The organism is Streptomyces sp. NPDC050988 (assembly GCF_044456225.1).
In the GTDB taxonomy this organism is placed as follows: domain Bacteria; phylum Actinomycetota; class Actinomycetes; order Streptomycetales; family Streptomycetaceae; genus Streptomyces.
Genome location: NZ_JBITFQ010000019.1, coordinates 127,357 through 145,307, shown reverse-complemented (window position 1 = coordinate 145,307; position 17,951 = coordinate 127,357). Strand labels below are relative to the sequence as shown.

Below are 17,951 nucleotides of genomic sequence, written 5' to 3'. Positions count from 1 at the left end.
GATGGCTACCCATCTGGTGAGCGTCCTCAACGGGCTGGCGATGGGCTCCCTGCTGTTCGCGATCGCGCTGGGCCTGTCCCTGGTGTTCGGCATGATGGACGTGCTGAACCTCGCCCATGGCGCGGTCTATCTGGTTGGCGCCTACATGGCGGTGGCGCTGGTCGGCGATGGCGCGGGCGTGGCGGGCTTCGTCCTGGCCGTGCTGGCCGCCGCCGTCGCCGGAGCGGTGCTCGGGAGCCTGCTGGCCACCCTGACGCGGGCCACTTCACACCATCTCGACCAGGCCCTGCTCACCCTCGGCGTGGCCCTGGTGGTCGCCGAGGCGCTGTCGCTGGTCTTCGGCAACGACGTGCACTCCATCGCCGCGCCCGCGCCGGTCGGCGGCAGTGTCACGGTGCTGGGCGAGACGTACCCGGTCTACCGGCTGCTCGTGATCGGGTTCGGCGTCGTGCTGGCGCTGGCCGTGTACGTCCTGGTGGAGCGCAGCCCGCTGGGTTCGGTGATCCGGGCCACCGTCGCCGACCGCGCGATGGTGGCGGCGCTGGGCGTCAACACCGGCAGGGTGCTGGTCGGGGTCTTCGCGGCCGGTGCTGCGCTGGCCGCGGTCGGCGGCGTACTGGCCGGTCCGATCCTGGGGGCCCAGCCCGGTCTCGACGAGAAGGTGCTGCTGCTCGCGCTGGTCGTGGTGGTGACCGGAGGGCTGGGCTCGGTACGCGGCGCGCTGCTCGGCGCCGTACTGATCGGGCAGGTGCAGGCGCTCGGGACCGCGCTGCTGCCTCAGTACGCGTCGTTCCTCGTCTTCGCGGCGATGGCCCTGGTGCTTCTGGTGCGGCCTGCGGGGCTGCTCCCGGCGCGGACGGCGGTGCACGCGTGAAGGCGGCGAAGACGGAGGGCGGCGGCACGCGTGTACTGCGGGAAGCGCCCGTTCTCGAACCGTCGACGAACGGAATCGAGGACGGTCCGGATCACCCGGGGAGCCGACGGGTCGTGGTCGCCGTCGCGGCCGTCGCTCTGCTGGCGGCGGCCCCGGTGGTGCTCAGCCCTTATCCGGTGTCGGCCATGACCCGGATGCTGGCGTTCGCGGTGCTGGTGCTCAGTGTCGACCTGCTGACCGGGGTCACGGGACTGCCTTCGCTGGGGCAGGCGGCGTACTTCGGTGTCGGCGCCTACACGGCGGTGCTGGTCGGGGTCCACATCACGTCGGACGCGATGGTGCAGGCCCTGGCGGGTCTGGTCATGGGCGTGGTGGCGGCCGCGGTCACCGGGTGGGTCGCCGTACGGGCCCGCGGCATCGTGTTCCTGATGCTCACCCTGGCGATCGGCGAGTCGGTGCACCAGGTGGCCGACACCTGGTCGGCCGTGGGCGGCAGCAACGGCCTGGCCGGGATGCCCCCGATCAGTCTGTTCGGGGGTCCGCCGCTGGTGGTCGCCGGGTTCGTCTACTGGTGGGTGCTCGCCGTGGCGGTCGCCGTGTTCGCGGCGGTCGCGCTGGTCGCCCGTTCTCCCTACGGCCGGACGCTGCGGGGAATCCGTGACAACGAGGGCCGGATGAGGGCGCTCGGTTACCGCCCGGCGCTCGCCAGGTACGGCGTCTTCTGCCTGGCGGGAGCCGTCGCGGGAACGGGCGGCGCCCTGTGGGCGCAGCAGTCCCGGTTCGTCTCGCCCGGGGACATGGGGTTCGAGGTCGCGGCGCTCGCCCTGCTCAGCGTGGTCATCGGAGGTCCGGGCAGTCTGTGGGGGCCCTGTCTGGGCGCGGCGCTCGTCCTGTTCGTACGCGACAACCTCTCCACGTCGATCGGCGGCCACGGACCGCTGGTGCTGGGCGCGGTGTTCATCGCCGTCGTCTTCCTGATGCCACGCGGCCTGGCGGGCCTCGCGGGCACTCGCGCTCGCCTCCGGAGCCTCGTCCATACGCGCCGCCGGAAGGAGAACGTCTCGTGACCCCTCTTCTGGAACTGCGGGGGCTGACCCGCTCCTACGGCTCGCTCACCGCCGTCGACGACGTGGATCTCGCGATCGCCCGGGGCGAGCGTCACGCCCTGATCGGGCCCAACGGAGCCGGCAAGTCGACGCTGTTCGCGACGGTGGCCGGGACACTGCGCGCTTCGGGCGGAAGCGTCGTACTGTCCGGGCAGGACGTCACGGCACTGCCGGAGGCGGACCGGGCCCGGCGCGGCATGGTGCGTACGTATCAGCACTCCAGCCTGTTCCTCGACTGCTCGGTGCTGGACAACGTCGCGCTCGCCGTTCAGCGGGTCCACCGGATCGCCCACCGGCTCGACCGGGCGGCGCGACGCTTCCGGCACACCGACGCCGAGGCGCGCCGCCACCTGGACTCGGTCGGACTGTCCGGCCGTACGCGGGACAAGGTGGCCGCCCTGTCCCACGGGGAGCGGCGACAGCTCGAAGTCGCGATGGTGCTCGCCACCCAGCCCGCTCTCGTGATGTTCGACGAGCCCACCGCGGGGATGTCCGCCGCCGAGACCGAACGGTTCGTGGCCCTGATGGAGCGGCTGCCCGAGGACCTGACCGTGCTCGTCGTCGAGCACGACCTGGACGTGGTGTTCCGCCTCGCCGACCGGGTCACCGTGCTGCATCTGGGCAGGGTCCTCGCCTCTGGACCGCCGGAGGCGATCCGGGCCGACGAAGCGGTGCGGCGGGCCTATCTCGGTGCGGCCAGGACCGAGGACCTGTTCACCGAGGCAGGAGGAGGGCGATGACCACGACGGCCGACCTGCTCAGCGTGCGCGACCTGCGCGCGGGATACGCGGGCACCACCGTGCTCGACGGCGTCGAGTTCACCGTCCCCTCCGGCACCGTGGTTGCGCTCCTCGGCCGCAACGGCGTAGGCAAGACCACGTTCGTCCACACGGTGATGGGCATGCTCAAGCCGTACTCCGGCAGCATCCGCGTGGACGGACGCGAGTTCGCCGGAGCGCCGGCACACACCGTCGCCCGCGGCGGCGTCGCGATCGTGCCCCAGGGCCGCCGCGTGTTCGCGCCCCTCACCGTGGAGGAGAACCTGCGCATCGCGGTCCGGGCGTCCAGGAGATCCCGGGAGTCCAGGGAATCCCGGGGGCCCAGCGCGTCCGGGGGCGGCAGCGGTCCCTGGACCGTGGAGCGCGTCTACGAGCTGATGCCCCGCCTCGCCGAGCGGCGCGCCAACCGGGGCGATCAGCTCTCCGGCGGGGAGCAGCAGATGCTGGCCATCGGCCGGGCCCTGCTGAGGAACCCGCGGCTGCTGCTCCTTGACGAGCCGTCGGACGGCCTCGCGCCCGCGGTCGTCGACCTGATCGCCGAGGTGCTGGAGGGCCTGCGCGGTGAGGGCATCGCGGCCGTGCTGGTGGAGCAGGACCTGCACCTGGCCTTCCGCCTCGCCGACGAGGTGGCGGTGATGCAGAAGGGACGCATCGTGCACAGGAGTTCCACGGCCGACTTCCGCCAGGACCGGGACCGGGCCCACAGCCTCCTCGGCGTGGGCTGACCCACGGAGAGAGGAAACAGAGCCGATGAAACGGCCCCGCTCCACAGCCCGTTCATGGTGTGCGGTGCTGGCCGGCCTGACCCTGACGATCGGCGTGACACCCCTGGGCCCGGCAAGTCGGGCCGCCTCGCCGCCGTCCGCTGAACCGGCCAGATCCTGCGCGAGCCTCACCGAGCTGACATTCCCCGACGGCACCCGGGTCACCAGTGCCGAGCGGACCGCCACCACCCCCGCGATCTGCCAGGTGCGGCTACTCGTTCCCGAGAGCGTCAACATCGCGGTCTCCTTGCCGGTGGACGGCTGGAACGGACGGTTCCAGGGTGTCGGAGGCGGCGGCTATGCCGGCGTTCTCACGCCACCCGACGCCGCGGCGAAGGCAGGCTACGCCGCGGCGTCCACCGACACCGGCCACGCCGGATCACCGGCGTCCGGCGCATGGGCATGGTCGCCGACAGGGATGAAGCAGGATCTCATCACCGACTTCGCCCACCGTTCGATCCACGAGGCGACCGTCAAGGGCAAGGCGGTGACCGAGGCCTACTACGGCCGGGCTGCCGCCTACTCCTACTGGAACGGCTGCTCCACAGGCGGCCGGCAGGGCCTGATGGAGGCCCAGCGCTACCCGGGGGACTATGACGGCATCCTCTCCGCGGCCCCCGCCATCAACTGGGACAGGTTCATCCCCGCGGAACTGTGGCCGCAGATCGTGATGCGGGAGAGCTCCCATGTGGTCGCCCCGTGCACCTTCGAGGCGGTCGACAAGGCGGTGGTCGCTGCCTGCGATGGCGAGGACGGCGTGACGGACGGCATCGTGGACCCCCGGACCTGTCGCTTCGATCCCTCGAAGCTGATCGGCGAGGAGACGGCCTGCGGCACCGCCATCACCGCCGAGGACGCGGCCGTCGTCAAGAAGATCTGGCAGGGGCCACGCCGCCAGGACGGCTCCTTCCTCTGGTACGGACCGACGCCGGGCACCACGTTCACCGGACTCGCCGGCAGCACCCCCGCCGGGGAACCCGCGCCGTTCCCGATCACGGCCGACTGGTTCCGGTGGTGGCTGGCCAAGGACGCGGACTTCGACTGGCGTACCGTCACCACGGCCACGTTCGCCGATTACTTCGACCAGTCCCGGGCCGAGTACCACGACGTGCTCGGCACGGACGACCCCGACCTCGGCGCCTTCCGAAGCGGCGGCGGCAAGCTGATCCTGTGGCACGGCTGGGCCGACCAGCTGATCTTCCCGCAGGGCACCGTCGACTACTTCCAACGCCTCACCGCCGAGATGGGCGGACCACACCGCACGGAGCGGTTCGCGCGGCTGTTCATGGCCCCGGGCGTCGCCCACTGCGCGGGCGGCCCCGGCGCCGCTCCCATCGATCCGCTCGCCGCGCTGGTGACGTGGGTCGAGGACGGCCATGCCCCGAAGACCCTGCCGGGCCGAAACGGTGTCATCACCCGGCCGCTGTGCCGCTGGCCCGCCGTCGCCCGCTACAGGGGCCACGGCAGTACCGATGACGCCGCCAACTTCCGCTGCGCCGCGACGTACGGCCCGCGGCACCGGCATTAGTTCTACAGAACCTTGACGCATCACTCATATTCTGTAGAAGATTGCTCTATCGGTACCTGTGCTAGCGCGAGGAGGCGCTCGTCATGGTGGTGGCAAGCAAACCGGACGTGGCCGATGCCGCGAACGGAGCACCGGAGTCCACGGCCCCGGCGGTGGTGACCTTCGACCGGAGCCCGGACGCGTACCGGCACTGGAAGCTGCGCACCGACGGGCCGGTCGCGTGGCTGGAGATGGACGTCGACGAGCAGGGCGGCCTGGTCCCCGGCTACGAGCTGAAGCTCAACTCCTACGACCTCGGCGTGGACATCGAGCTGTACGACGCGCTCCAGCGGCTGCGGTTCGAGCACCCCGAGGTGCGGTCGGTGGTGGTGACCAGCGCCAAGGAGAAGGTCTTCTGCGCCGGGGCCAACATCCGGATGCTGGCGGCCTCCCCGCACCACTGGAAGGTGAACTTCTGCAAGTTCACCAACGAGACGCGCAACAGCATGGAGGACGCCTCCGAGCACTCCGGGCTGACCTTCATCGCCGCCGTCAACGGCTCCTGCGCGGGCGGCGGTTACGAACTCGCGCTCGCCTGCGACCGGATCCTGCTCATCGACGACAACTCCTCGGCGGTGTCGCTGCCCGAGGTCTCGCTGCTCGGCGTGCTGCCCGGCACCGGCGGGCTGACCCGGGTCACCGACAAGCGTCGCGTACGCAAGGACCTGGCCGACCTCTTCGCCACCCGCAGCGACGGCGTACGGGGCAAGACGGCGGTGGACTGGCGGCTGGTGGACGAGGTCGTCCCGCGCCGGGACTTCCGTACGATCGTCGAGCAGCGCGCCCTGGAGGCGGCCGAGAACAGCTCGCGGCCCACGGACGCCCAGGGCATCGCGCTGACCCCGCTGGAGCGCGAGGTCACCGAGGACGGCATCGCCTACCGCCATGTACGTGCCGAGTACGACCGCTCGCTCGGCCTGGTCGACATCACCGTGCGGGGACCGGGCGAAGACGCCCCTTCCGACGCCGCCGCGATCCACGCGCAGGGCGCCGGCGGATGGCTGCTGGCTTTCACCCGGGAACTCGACGACCTGATCCTGCGGCTGCGGACGAACGAGACCGAGCTGGGCACCTGGGTACTGCGCACCGAGGGTGACTCCGCGCGCGTACTGGCCCATGAGCAGGCCGTGCTGGGCGCCGCCGCCGACGGCGACTGGCTCAGCAACGAAATCGTGCACTACTACAAGCGCACCCTGAAGCGGCTCGACGTCACCAGCCGCAGCCTCGTCGCGCTGATCGAGCCGGGCGGCTGCTTCGCCGGGCTGCTGCTGGAACTGGCCCTCGCCTGCGACCTGCAGTACATGCTGGACGGCCCGCCCATCGCCGACCCGGACAGCACCGAACGGGCGACCCTCGCCCTGTCCGAGGCGAACTTCGGCACCTTCCCCATGGGCAACGGCCTGACCCGCCTCCAGTCCCGCTTCTACCAGGACGACAACCACCTCGACTGGCTTCACCGCGAGACCGGGCAGCCCCTGAGCCCCGCCCAGGCTCGCGAACTCGGCCTCGTCACCGACGCCCCCGACGACATCGACTGGCAGGACGAGATCCGCATCGTCCTGGAAAGCCGGGCGGCGCTGAGCCCGGACGCGCTGACCGGGATGGAGGCCAACCACCGGTTCGTCGGCCCGGAGACCATCGAGACCAAGATCTTCGGACGGCTCACCGCCTGGCAGAACTGGATCTTCATACGCCCCAACGCCGCCGGCCCCGAGGGCGCGCTGCGCCGCTACGGCACCGGTCAGAAGGCGGTCTACGACCGGAAGCGAGTGTGAACCCGATGCCCACGAAGATCGACTACGACTCCAGGATCCCCAACAACGTCGCCCTCGCCGACGACCGGCGTCTACAGCGGGCGCTGGAGGGCTGGCAGCCCAAGTTCCTCAACTGGTGGGGCGAGATGGGCCCGACGCTGGAGAACCACGGCGTCTACCTGCGTACCGCCGTATCGGTCGGACGCGACGGCTGGGCCCACTTCGACCACGTCAACGTGCCCGACTACCGGTGGGGCATCTTCCTCGCCGAGCCCACCCCCGACCGCCGTATCGCCTTCGGTGAGCAGAAGGGGGAGCAGGTCTGGCAGCAGGTGCCCGGCGAGTACCGCGCCGACCTGCAGCGGCTGATCGTCGTCCAGGGCGACACCGAGCCGGCCTCCGTCGAGCAGCAGCGCCTCCTCGGCCTGAGCGCCCCGAGCCTGTACGACCTGCGCAACCTCTTCCAGGTCAACGTGGAGGAGGGCCGGCACCTGTGGGCGATGGTGTACCTGCTGCACGCCTACTTCGGCCGGGAGGGCCGCGAGGAGGCGGAGGCGCTGCTCTTCCGCAACTCCGGCAGCCCCGACGCGCCGCGCATCCTGGGCGCGTTCAACGAGGAGACCGCCGACTGGCTGGCCTTCTTCATGTTCACCTACTTCACGGACCGGGACGGCAAGTACCAGCTCGGCTCGCTGAAGGAGAGCGCCTTCGACCCGCTGTCGCGGACCTGCACGTTCATGCTGAAGGAGGAGGCGCATCACATGATGGTGGGCACCACCGGCGTCGACCGTGTGGTGACCCGCAGTGCCCAGCTGGCCCGCGAGCACGACACCCTGGACATCGCCGCCTGCGGTGGCATCCCGCTGGACATCATCCAGAAGTACATCAACTTCCACTACACCGTCTCCCTGGACCTCTTCGGCAGCGAGACCTCCACCAACGCGGCGAACTACTACACCGCCGGGCTCAAGGGCCGCTGGATGGAGGAGCGCCGCAAGGACGACCACCGGCTCACCGACGACAGCGCCTTCCTGGACAAGCCGGACGTCGACGGCAGCTGGTCGCAGGAGGAGGTCCCGGCGCTGCTCGCCCTCAACCTGGACCTGCGGGACGAGTACATCTCCGACTGCCGCAACGGCGTCACCCGCTGGAACCGGATCCTGGACGACCACGGGATCGACTTCCGGCTGATGCTGCCGCACCCTGGCTTCAATCGGAACGTCGGGATCGCCTCCGGCCACCACATCACCCCCGACGGCACGATCGTCGACGAGGAGACCTGGGAAATCAGCCGCCACCACTGGCTGCCCACCGCCGAGGACCTCGCGTTCGTACGGTCGCTGATGCAGCCGGTGTACGAACGCGGCAAGATCGCCAGCTGGGTCGCACCGCCGGTCAGCGGCATCAACAACAAACCGTTCGACTACGAATACGTCCGCCTGGTGTAAGGGTGTGTGAGCCGCATGACCGATGTGTTCAACACGGCGGACTATCTGGTCGACCGGCACCTGCGGGAGGGCAACGGCGACCGCACGGCCCTCATCACGCCCACGCGGACGCTGACCTACGGGCAACTGGCGGCGGAGGTCCGCCGGGTCGCGGCCGGGCTGCGGGCCCTCGGCGTACGCCCGGAGGAGCGCGTCCTGCTGTGCATGGTGGACGACGTGGAGCTCTTCACCGGCATCCTCGCGGCCTTCCACATGGGTGCCGTGGCGGTCCCCGTCTCGACCATGCTCACCGGCCCGGAGCTGGGCAAGCTGGTGGCCGACTCGCGCTGCCGGGTGGTGCTGGGCTCCGCCGAGTTCGCGCCGGTCGTCCGCGCCGCGCTCCAGCAGGCACCGGAGGTCCGGCACGCCGTCCTGACCGGGGCGGACAGCACGGGACTGCCGGGCCATGTCCGGGGCCACACCTGGCAGCAGTTGCTGGACTCCGGCGTCGGCACGGACGAGGGGCCGTATCCGACCTGGCCGGACTCGCCCGCCCTGTGGCTGTACACGTCGGGCACCACGGGCATGCCCAAGGCGGCCATGCACCGCCACATCGACATCAAGGTCGTAGCGGAGAACTACGGGCAGCGGGTGCTGGGCATCGGCCCGGAGGACCGCTGTCTGTCGGTCGCGAAGCTCTTCTTCGCCTACGGCATCGGCAACTCGCTGTTCTTCCCACTGGCGGCGGGCGGCACGGCGTTGCTGGAACCCTCCAGACCGTCCCCGGCGCTCTTCGCGAAACGGGCGACGGCCGACCGGGCCACGGTCCTGTTCGGCACGCCCAGCTTCTTCGGTCCACTGCTCGCGAGCGCCGACATCCCTGACGACGCCTTCGCGACGGTACGGCTGGGCGTCTCGGCCGGTGAGGCACTGCCCGCGCGGATGTACCGAGGGGTGCTGGAGCGCTTCGGCGTGGAGGTGCTCGACGGCATCGGATCCACCGAGATGCTGCACATCTTCGTCTCCAACCGGTCGGGCCGGGTCCACCCGGGCTCGTCCGGCGAACCAGTTCCCGGGTACAAGGTCGAGCTTCGCGACGTGGAGGGCCACGTGGTGGAGGGCGACGGCACACCCGGCGAGCTCTACGTCCGCGGGGAGTCCGCCGCCACCGGCTATTGGTGCCGGGCCGAGACCACCCGCCAGGTCTTCCTCGGCGACTGGGTGCGCACCGGCGACACCTACCTCCGCAACACCGACGGCACCTACACCTGTATGGGCCGCACCAACGACCTGCTCAAGGCGGGCGGCATCTGGGTCTCGCCCGCCGAGGTCGAGGAACGTCTCCTCGCCCATCCGGACGTGGCCGAGGTCGCCGTGGTCGGCGCTCCGGACGCGGACGGCCTGGACAAGCCCGTCGCGTGCGTCGTGCCGAAGCCCGGGCGCGAGGTCGATCCGGACGCGCTCGTCGCCTGGTGCCGGGAAGGCCTGGCCGCCTTCAAACGCCCACGCGGGGTGGTCGGGCTGCCCGAACTGCCCCGTACACCCACCGGCAAGATCCGCCGCAACGTACTGCGCGCCATGGTCCGCGACGGTTCCTGGGCGGAGACGCCTTCGTCGACCACGACATCGGACTGACCTTCCCCGCCCCCTGGCACTCCCCGCCCCCGTTATCCCTCTGGAGGACGTGCATGTCCCCGCCCCTCGCGGATCACAGCACGGATCTGCTCATCGTGGGAGCCGGCCCCACCGGCCTGTTCGCGGCCTACTACGCCGGTTTCCGCGGTCTGTCCGTGACCGTCCTGGACTCGCTGCCCGAGCCCGGCGGCCAGATCAACGCCATGTACCCGGAGAAGCAGATCTTCGACATCGCGGGATTCCCGGCGGTACGAGGGCGCGAGCTCGTCGACCGGCTCCTGGAGCAGGCCGCACCGTACGACCCGAGTTACCTGCTCGGCCACCGGGCCGAGACACTGGAGAGAATCCCCGGGGCCGACGGTGGGCCCGACACCTTCACCGTGACCACGCACCAGGGCGTGCGGGTGCGGGCCAAGGCCGTGCTCATCACCGGCGGCATCGGCACCTTCACGCCTCGCCCGCTGCCGGCCGCCACCGCGTACGAGGGAGTCGGACTGGCGTACTTCGTGCGCCGGCCGGACGACTACGCGGGCCTGGACGTGGTGATCGTCGGCGGCGGCGACAGCGCCTTCGACTGGGCCCTCACCCTGTATCCACTCGCCGCCTCCGTGACCCTGGTCCACCGCCGCGACACCTTCCGCGCGCACCCGGCCACCGTGGCCGCCGTACGAGCCGCCGGCGTGGAGATCCTCACCGAGGCCGAGCTCTCGAAGGTCGTCGACGGCGGGCGCGGAATGGAGGCCGTCGAGATCACCCGGCGGGACGGGAGACCCCACCGCCTGCCCTGCCGGCGGATCATCGCAGCCCTCGGCTTCACCGCCAACCTCGGACCGCTGCTCGGCTGGGGCATCGACATCGCCCACCGCCGCCACATCCCGGTCGACCCGTCGATGCGGACCTCCGTGCCGGGGATCTACGCGGCGGGCGACATCACCGACCACCCCGGCAAGGTGCGGCTGATCGCGGTCGGCTTCGGGGAGGCCGCGACCGCCGTCAACAACGCCGCGCACCACATCGACCCCGAACAGCCCGTGTTCCCCGGCCACTCCACCGACGTTCCCGCGGCGGCCCCGGCCGCCGCGTAGCACCGAAGAGGACCGAGAGCCCATGCCCTACGTGATAGCCGAGGCGTGCATCGACATCATGGACCGCTCCTGCGTGGAGGAGTGTCCCGTCGACTGCATCTACGAAGGCGACCGCAAGCTCTACATCAACCCGCTGGAATGCATCGACTGCGGCAACTGCGAGCCCGTCTGCCCTGTCCAGGCGATCTCCCAGGACCGCCGGGTGCCGCTGGAGCTGACGGACTTCGTCGCCGACAACAAGCGCTTCTTCAGCGACCCCCTGCCGGGCCGGGACGAGCCGATCGGCACCCCGGGCGGCGCCATGGGCCACGGCCCGGTCGGCGCGGACACCGAACTCGTCACCGCGTACGACCCACGCGGCTGACCCACCGCTACGGCACAACACCGAGGAGGCGCAGTGATCGGCGGCGAGACCGTGGTCGACGCGCACGTCCACGCCCCGAGGCTGTCCACACTCAAGCCGGCCTGGTTCGAGTGGGCGGAGACCTTCTCCCAGGACCATCCGTGGCGTGACGCCTACGACGAGCGGGGCGATCCCGTTCCCGAGCGGCTGGACGCCCTGCTGGAGGCCGAGGGCGTGGACCGGGCGCTGCTGTTCTGCGAGTACAGCCCGCGCGCCACCGGCATCCAGCCGATCGAGGATCTGCTGCCGCTCGTCACCTACAACCCGGTCCGTTTCCGTCTGGTGGCGAACGTCAACCCGCATCTGCACCATCCGCTGGTGGCGGAGGCCGAACGCCAGCTGGACCTGGGCGCGGTCGCGCTCAAACTGCACCCCGTGCACGGCGGGTTCGACCCGGCCGACAAGGAGCTCTACTCGCTGTACGCGCTCTGCGCCGAACGTGGCGTCCCGGTCGTCGTGCACTCCGGCACTTCCAGCTTTCCCGGCGCCCGCGCCAGGTTCGGCGACCCGCAGCTCCTCCTGGACGCCGTGGAGGACTTCCCCGACGTGCAGTTCGTCTTCGCCCACGGCGGGCGGGGCTGGTGGTACGACACCGCCGCGTTCCTCGCCCTGGCCAGGCCCAACGTCTGGCTGGACCTCGCAGGACTGCCGCCGAGGAAACTGCCCGAGTACTACGCCCGGTTCGACGTGTCGAGGCTGGCCACCCGCTGGATCTTCGGAACCGACTGGCCGGGCGTGCCCGGCGCCTCCCGCAATATCGCCGCGCTGCGTGCGCTGGGCCTGCCGGCGGACACCGTACGTGCCGTGCTGTCGGGTAACGCGGCCAAGGTCTTCCCCGGCCTCGGAGTGTGAGCCGGTTCTGAGCGTGACTGCACATCGACGCGTCGAAGGCGGAGCCCGGGCGATCCGACCCTTCCCGCCCCCGAGGTCTCAGCTCTCGCCGTGCCCCTCGCTCAGCTCCTCCCAGCGCCGCAGCGCCACCGGGTTCCATTCGGCGTGCCTGCTGTGGAAGAGGTCGGCCGCCTTGGCGCCGCTCCAGCCCGAGGGCAGAAGCCTCGGGGGCAGCCGCGGGTCGAGGAAGGGGAAGCGGCGCCACTCGTGCACCAGCATGGTCTGGGCGTGCAGCACGGAGTCGCCGTCGGCCGGGCGCAGCCCGGTGAACTCGTCGATGAACTCCTCGTAGCGGTCCTCCACCTCGCTGAGGTCCCAGGCACGGGCCACCACGGCCGCCTCGCTGCCCACGGCACCGTACGTGGCGGTGAAGGACATCGCGTCGTCGGCGAGCCCGAGTTCCTTCAGGACGCCGAGCGCCTCCGTCTCGCGGTCGGCGCGGGGCGTGATCCACACACCGGGCTCCGGGGAGCCGAAGCCCGCCCAGCTGAGCCGCGTGCGCACCCGGTGCCGCAGATCCCGTTTGGCCTCCGGCACCGAGACCAGGACCAACAGCCAGGTACCGTCCCAGAGGCGCTCCCCGCTGCCGAAGTCGTAAATGCGCTGCGCACCCTCGGTCAGCAGCCGGCGCCCCGGCGGGGTGAGGGCCCAGCGCACCCGGCGGCCCACCCGCTCCGAGGCCAGCCAGCCCTCCGCGGCGGTCCGGGCGAGCGACTGGCGGGCCGACTTCTCCTCGACGCCGAACATCGCCAGCGCCTCCACCAGCGCCGAGGTCCACACCGGGCGGGCCGTCGGCAGCACGTACTCGCCGAGCATGGTCATCAGCAGCGACCGCGCGCTGACGTCACCGACCTCCCGGCGCCGGCTGACCACCGGTCGCGTGTCTCCCGCCGTGGTCCGGCCGACACGTGCCCTCCGGACCGGTCCGCGCGACGCACCCTCCACCATGGTCCTTCACTTCCCTCACTGCCGGCCGATCCGATGTATCACGCGGTCACGCCGCATCGACGGCCTCAGCGTATCCAGGGTGCCCGCACACGACGGCCCGGAGCCCGTCCATCCCTACACACTATCTTGTCGTTACGGAAAATATCAGTAGAGTGTCGCGCGTCGGCAGGCCGCCGACCAGCCAGTACGAGCGAGGTGGCAGCCATGCCGGTCTACGCCCTCGGACCCGACGAGCCGGACATCGACCCCAGCGCCTTCGTCCACCCGGACGCCGTCGTGATCGGATGCGTGTCGATCGGCCCGGAGGTCAGCGTCTGGCCCGGAGCCGTACTCCGCGGCGACCTCGGCGGACGCATCGAAGTCGGCGCCCGCACCAGTGTCCAGGACGGCACCGTGGTGCACACCACCGAGCAGTGGCCGACTGTGATCGGACCCGACTGCGTGGTCGGCCACAACGCCCACCTGGAGGGCTGCACGGTGGAGCGCCACTGTCTCATCGGGTCCGGTGCCGTCGTCCTCAACCGGGCCGCCGTGCGTGAGGGCGCGATCGTCGGCGCCGCTGCACTGGTCCCCGAGGACTTCGAGGTCCCGCCCAAGACCATGGCCCTCGGCGTCCCGGTACGGCTGCGCGAGACGGAGGTCGACCCCTCCTGGGTGGAGCACGCCGTACGCACCTATCGGGACGCGGGCGCGCGCTACCGGCGAGATCTGCGACGCATCGACATCTGAGCTCCGCACCCATACCGCATCGCCATCCCGACGAAAGGCGGACGACTCGTGGCCGCGACACTGCGCAGCTACCTCACCGGCGACTGGCACGCGGCACCGGACGAGGGCCGACCCCTGCTGGACGCGGCGACGGGCGCCGAGGTGGCCCGGCTCTCGCAGCGGGTCGTCGACGCCGCGGCCGTGCTGCGTCACGCACGGGAGGTGGGCGGCCCCGCACTGCGCGAGCTGACCTTCCACCAGCGTGCGGGCCTGCTCAAGACGCTGGCCAAACACCTGAGCGCGCACACGGACGAGTTCCACGCGCTCTCCACCCGCACCGGAGCCACCCGCCGCGACTCCGCCCTCGACGTCGACGGAGGCATCGGGGTGCTCTTCGTCTACGGCAGCAAGGGCGTCAGGGAACTGCCCGACGGCCATGTCCTGCCCGACGGCGACATGGAACAGATCGGCAAGCAGGGCGTCTTCGCGATACGCCACGTCCATGTGCCCCGGCAGGGCGCGGCCGTGCAGATCAACGCGTTCAACTTCCCCGTGTGGGGCATGCTGGAGAAGCTCGCGCCCGCTCTGCTGGCGGGTCTGCCGTCCGTGGTGAAACCCGCGGGACAGACGGCCTACCTGACGGAGCTGGTGTTCCGCCGCATCATCGAGTCCGGCATCCTCCCCGAAGGCGCCGTGCAACTGATCTGCGCCCCGCCGGACGGCATCCTCGACGCCCTCACCGGACAGGACCTGCTCAGCGTCACCGGCTCCGCCGCGACCGCCCGAACCCTGCGCGCCCACCCGGCCGTCGCCGCGCGCGCCGTCCGCTTCAATGCCGAGGCCGACTCCCTGAACTGCGCGGTCCTGGGGCCCGACGCCACCCCCGGCACCCCCGAGTTCGACCTGTTCACCCGGACCCTCGTCACCGAGATGACCGTCAAGGCCGGGCAGAAGTGCACCGCGATCCGTCGCGCGCTGGTACCGGCCGCCCTCATCGACGACGTACAGGAAGCGGTGTGCGCGGCGCTCGGCGACGTACGTGTCGGAAACCCCGCCGATCCCACGGTCACCATGGGCCCGCTGGCCGGACTCGGGCAACGGGAAGAGGTACTCGGCGCGCTCAAGGCCCTCACGGCGGCTGCCCGTGTCCTCCACGGCGACCCCGACCGGTTCGACGTGGTGGACGGCGACCAGGAACGCGGCGCCTTCCTCCCGCCCCTGCTGCTGCGCTGCGACGACCCCGACCGGGCCGAGCCGCACGAGGTCGAGGCGTTCGGCCCCGTCAGCACCCTCCTGCCGTACGACGGGACGCCCGCCCACGCGGTCGCGCTGGCCGCACGCGGCGAGGGCAGCCTCGTCGCCTCGATCGTCACCCAAGACCCCGGCTTCGCCCGCGAGGCCGTGCTCGGGGCCGCGCCTTGGCACGGCCGTCTGCTGCTCCTCGACCGCACCGACGCCGAGGAGTCCACCGGCCACGGCTCGCCTCTTCCGCACACCGTGCACGGCGGCCCCGGCCGTGCGGGCGGCGGCGAGGAACTCGGCGGCATCCGCAGCGTGCTGCACCATATGCAGCGCACGGCCGTCCAGGGCCCGCCCACAACCCTCTCCATGCTCACCGGACCGCTCACCGGACCGCGCCCGTGACTCCCGCCGGCCCGACCCGACCACGCACCCTGAACCACAGGGCGAGGAGTGAAAGACCATGGCAGATCTCGACGAGCGCGCTTCCGGAGCGCGTGACGCCGCAGGCGGACCGCCGGCGCCGAAGCGGCCCAGATGGGGGAGCCACCTGTTCCAGCGGCTTCTGCGCCTTGACCCTCCCCCCACCAGGGATGTCGTCGTCCAGCGGGACCTGCGGGTGCCGATGCCCGACGGGACGGTGCTGCTGGCCGACCGCTGGGCGCCACGCAAAGGCGGCGACGCCCTGCCCACCGCCCTGATCCGCACGCCGTACGGGCGCAGAGGCCCAACGGTGGCGCTGGCCGCCCCGCCCCTGGCCGAACGCGGCTTCCAGGTGGTGGTCCAGAGCACGCGCGGCACCTTCGGCTCCGGGGGCGACTTCGACCCGTTCCGGCACGAACGCGCGGACGGCCTGGCCACCCTGGACTGGCTGGTGAAGCAGCCGTGGTGCGGCGAGACGATCGTGCTCACCGGCGGCAGCTACCTCGGCTTCACCCAGTGGTCCGTGGCCGACCGGCTGCCTCCGCAGGTCAAGGGCATGATCCCGGTGGTGACCGAATCCGCGCTCACGCTGGGCTTCCTCCGCGAGGACGCGTTCGAGCTGGAGACACCATTCACCTGGGGAGTCCTGGTGGCGGGCCAGCATCGCCGCGGGGCGATACTCCGTCAGCTCCTCGACGCGAAGAAGACGCAACGCGCCCAGTTCACCCTGCCGCTGGCCGAGGCCGACGTCGCCGCGCTCGGCCGCCGCTCCCAGTACGTCCAGGACATTCTCGTCCACGGCCCCGACTCCGCCCACTGGGCCGGGGGAAACCACCGGGCCCGGGTGGCGGACGTGAGCGTGCCGGTCAGCTCGGTGGGCGGCTGGTACGACCTTTTTCTGCCCGGCCAGCTCCGTGACTACCAGGCGCTGCGCGCGTCGGGACGGGAGGCGCGGCTGACGATCGGGCCCTGGACCCACACCGCCATGGGCCTCTTCGCGGAGGCCGCGGCCCAGACCCTCGACTTCGGGCTCGCCCACGCCCGCGGTGAGCAGCCGTCGGAACGCGCGCTCGTACGCCTGTACGTGACGGGTGAGGAAGCGTGGCGGGAGGCCGAGTCCTGGCCGCCCACCGGCTACTCCGCGCAGCGCTTCCACCTCCACCCCGGCGCCGCGCTGTCACCCGACGAACCCGGCGATTCGGCCCCCGACGACTACCACTACGACCCGTCGAATCCCACCCCCGCCCTCGGCGGGGTGCGCTTCTCCGGCAAGGCCGGCCGCGTGGACAACACCGCCCTGGAAGCCCGTCCGGACGTACTCACCTACACCAGCCCCGTCCTCGACGCGGACGTCGAGGTGATCGGCGAGGTCAGCGCTGAGGTCTGGTTCCGCTCCAGCCTGCCGTACGCGGATGTCTTCGTGCGGCTGTGCGACGTGGACACCAAGGGCCGCTCGACCAACCTGTGCGACGGACTGGTCAGTCTGACCGGCGCGGACGAGCTCACGCGCGCCACGGTGCGGCTGTGGCCCACGGCCCACGTGTTCCGGCGCGGCCACCGCATCAGGGTCCAGGTCTCCAGCGGCGCCTTCCCCCGCTTCGCCCGCAACCCCGGCACCGGCGAACCCAGGGCCACCGCCACCGCTCTCCGCGCCGCCGACCAGCAGGTCTTCCATGACTCCGCGCACCCCTCGGCCGTGATCCTCCCGGTACGGCAGCCCGGCTGAGTGGCAACTGTCACGACCCCCGAGTAGTCGTGTGAGCGAGCAGCAACGCCTTCGGCCGGTTCTCCCTGGCCAGAGGTGCAGTGCCAGGCCGCCCCACGGTCACGGTCCTTCCGCCACGTCTCCGCCCAGGGACGCTGAGCGTCTGAGATGCCGAACTCCCCATGTTGTTGGTCCGGTTCGGGCGGTGGGTCGTGGCATTCGTGAAGCGGGTACGACAGACCGGTACGACAGACCGGAAGGTGGGCTCCGAGGACCGGTTCCGTCCCGCTGTCTCGTTACGCCGACAGCCTCTCGGCCGACTGCTGGATCCGGTCGATCAGGTGGTGCTGTTTCACGGCGTCCGCGAACGCGGTGGCCTCGTTGGTGCCGTTGGCCTTGTCGCGGGCGAACGCGGCGTACAGGTGGAACGCGGCGTACAGGTGGGCCAGGTCCTGCACGCTCTCGTCGAGGGAGGCGTCCGGGAGGGACCGGTACTCCTCGGGTACGGGCAGCACCGAGAGGGCCGGGTGGATGGATGTCCGAGGGACTCTTGCCCCCGCCACCCACGGATCCCGGCGCGACGGCCTCCCGTCACCGGACACTTGTCGTCCTGACCACGGGCGGCCCGGTGGACGCGGTCGCG

General features: G+C 71.3%; 16 protein-coding genes. 14 read left to right on the top strand and 2 right to left on the bottom strand.

Annotated features, from left to right (window positions below):
- The first annotated feature begins 1 nt into the window (after position 1).
- The 11 genes from ACIBEI_RS32475 (at position 2) to ACIBEI_RS32425 (ending at position 12,246) form a co-directional block, all read left to right on the top strand.
- The gene (locus ACIBEI_RS32475; protein ID WP_398893771.1) at positions 2–874 is read left to right on the top strand and encodes a branched-chain amino acid ABC transporter permease; all 873 of its coding nucleotides are present in this window, start codon (positions 2–4) and stop codon (positions 872–874) included.
- Positions 871–1,941, top strand: a complete 1,071-nt coding sequence (locus ACIBEI_RS32470) for a branched-chain amino acid ABC transporter permease (protein ID WP_398893770.1) — start codon at positions 871–873, stop codon at positions 1,939–1,941. Before ACIBEI_RS32475 ends, ACIBEI_RS32470 begins: the two co-directional genes overlap by 4 nt.
- On the top strand, positions 1,938–2,720 hold the full coding sequence (locus ACIBEI_RS32465; protein ID WP_398893769.1) for an ABC transporter ATP-binding protein: 783 nt from the start codon (positions 1,938–1,940) through the stop codon (positions 2,718–2,720). Before ACIBEI_RS32470 ends, ACIBEI_RS32465 begins: the two co-directional genes overlap by 4 nt.
- Positions 2,721–2,734: 14 nt before the next feature.
- Positions 2,735–3,484: an ABC transporter ATP-binding protein gene (locus ACIBEI_RS32460; protein WP_398893802.1), complete on the top strand. Its 750-nt coding sequence runs from the start codon at positions 2,735–2,737 to the stop codon at positions 3,482–3,484.
- A 25-nt stretch (positions 3,485–3,509) separates the two neighbouring features.
- Positions 3,510–5,051 (top strand): tannase/feruloyl esterase family alpha/beta hydrolase, encoded by a 1,542-nt coding sequence (locus ACIBEI_RS32455; RefSeq protein WP_398893768.1) that lies wholly within the window; start codon positions 3,510–3,512, stop codon positions 5,049–5,051.
- An 83-nt stretch (positions 5,052–5,134) separates the two neighbouring features.
- Positions 5,135–6,865, top strand: coding sequence for a 2,3-epoxybenzoyl-CoA dihydrolase (gene boxC / locus ACIBEI_RS32450; RefSeq protein ID WP_398893767.1), 1,731 nt, complete (start codon positions 5,135–5,137; stop codon positions 6,863–6,865).
- 5 nt (positions 6,866–6,870) lie between these two features.
- The gene (gene boxB, locus ACIBEI_RS32445; protein ID WP_398893766.1) at positions 6,871–8,292 is read left to right on the top strand and encodes a benzoyl-CoA 2,3-epoxidase subunit BoxB; all 1,422 of its coding nucleotides are present in this window, start codon (positions 6,871–6,873) and stop codon (positions 8,290–8,292) included.
- A 15-nt stretch (positions 8,293–8,307) separates the two neighbouring features.
- Positions 8,308–9,906, top strand: coding sequence for a benzoate-CoA ligase family protein (locus ACIBEI_RS32440; protein ID WP_398893765.1), 1,599 nt, complete (start codon positions 8,308–8,310; stop codon positions 9,904–9,906).
- Between the two features lie 53 nt (positions 9,907–9,959).
- The gene (locus ACIBEI_RS32435; RefSeq protein ID WP_398893764.1) at positions 9,960–10,991 is read left to right on the top strand and encodes an NAD(P)/FAD-dependent oxidoreductase; all 1,032 of its coding nucleotides are present in this window, start codon (positions 9,960–9,962) and stop codon (positions 10,989–10,991) included.
- Positions 10,992–11,013: 22 nt separating this feature from the next.
- Positions 11,014–11,355 (top strand): ferredoxin, encoded by a 342-nt coding sequence (gene fdxA / locus ACIBEI_RS32430; protein WP_398893763.1) that lies wholly within the window; start codon positions 11,014–11,016, stop codon positions 11,353–11,355.
- A 33-nt stretch (positions 11,356–11,388) separates the two neighbouring features.
- Positions 11,389–12,246, top strand: a complete 858-nt coding sequence (locus ACIBEI_RS32425; RefSeq protein ID WP_398893762.1) for an amidohydrolase family protein — start codon at positions 11,389–11,391, stop codon at positions 12,244–12,246.
- Positions 12,247–12,324: 78 nt separating this feature from the next.
- Here ACIBEI_RS32425 and ACIBEI_RS32420 read toward each other — a convergent pair whose 3' ends face one another.
- Positions 12,325–13,158 (bottom strand): PaaX family transcriptional regulator C-terminal domain-containing protein, encoded by an 834-nt coding sequence (locus ACIBEI_RS32420; protein WP_398893761.1) that lies wholly within the window; start codon positions 13,156–13,158, stop codon positions 12,325–12,327.
- 279 nt (positions 13,159–13,437) lie between these two features.
- On the opposite strand from ACIBEI_RS32420, the gene ACIBEI_RS32415 reads away from it, so the two are divergent.
- The 3 genes from ACIBEI_RS32415 to ACIBEI_RS32405 are packed head-to-tail and all read left to right on the top strand — an operon-like array spanning position 13,438 to position 17,329.
- Positions 13,438–13,962 (top strand): gamma carbonic anhydrase family protein, encoded by a 525-nt coding sequence (locus ACIBEI_RS32415; protein ID WP_398893760.1) that lies wholly within the window; start codon positions 13,438–13,440, stop codon positions 13,960–13,962.
- A 48-nt stretch (positions 13,963–14,010) separates the two neighbouring features.
- Entirely contained in the window at positions 14,011–15,585 is a 1,575-nt protein-coding gene (gene paaZ / locus ACIBEI_RS32410) for a phenylacetic acid degradation bifunctional protein PaaZ (protein ID WP_398893759.1), read from the top strand.
- 58 nt (positions 15,586–15,643) lie between these two features.
- Complete coding sequence (locus tag ACIBEI_RS32405; protein ID WP_398893758.1) at positions 15,644–17,329, top strand: CocE/NonD family hydrolase; 1,686 nt, start codon at positions 15,644–15,646, stop codon at positions 17,327–17,329.
- A 275-nt stretch (positions 17,330–17,604) separates the two neighbouring features.
- On the opposite strand, the gene ACIBEI_RS32400 is transcribed toward ACIBEI_RS32405, so the two are convergent.
- Positions 17,605–17,871, bottom strand: coding sequence for a hypothetical protein (locus ACIBEI_RS32400; protein ID WP_398893757.1), 267 nt, complete (start codon positions 17,869–17,871; stop codon positions 17,605–17,607).
- Positions 17,872–17,951 lie beyond the last annotated feature (80 nt).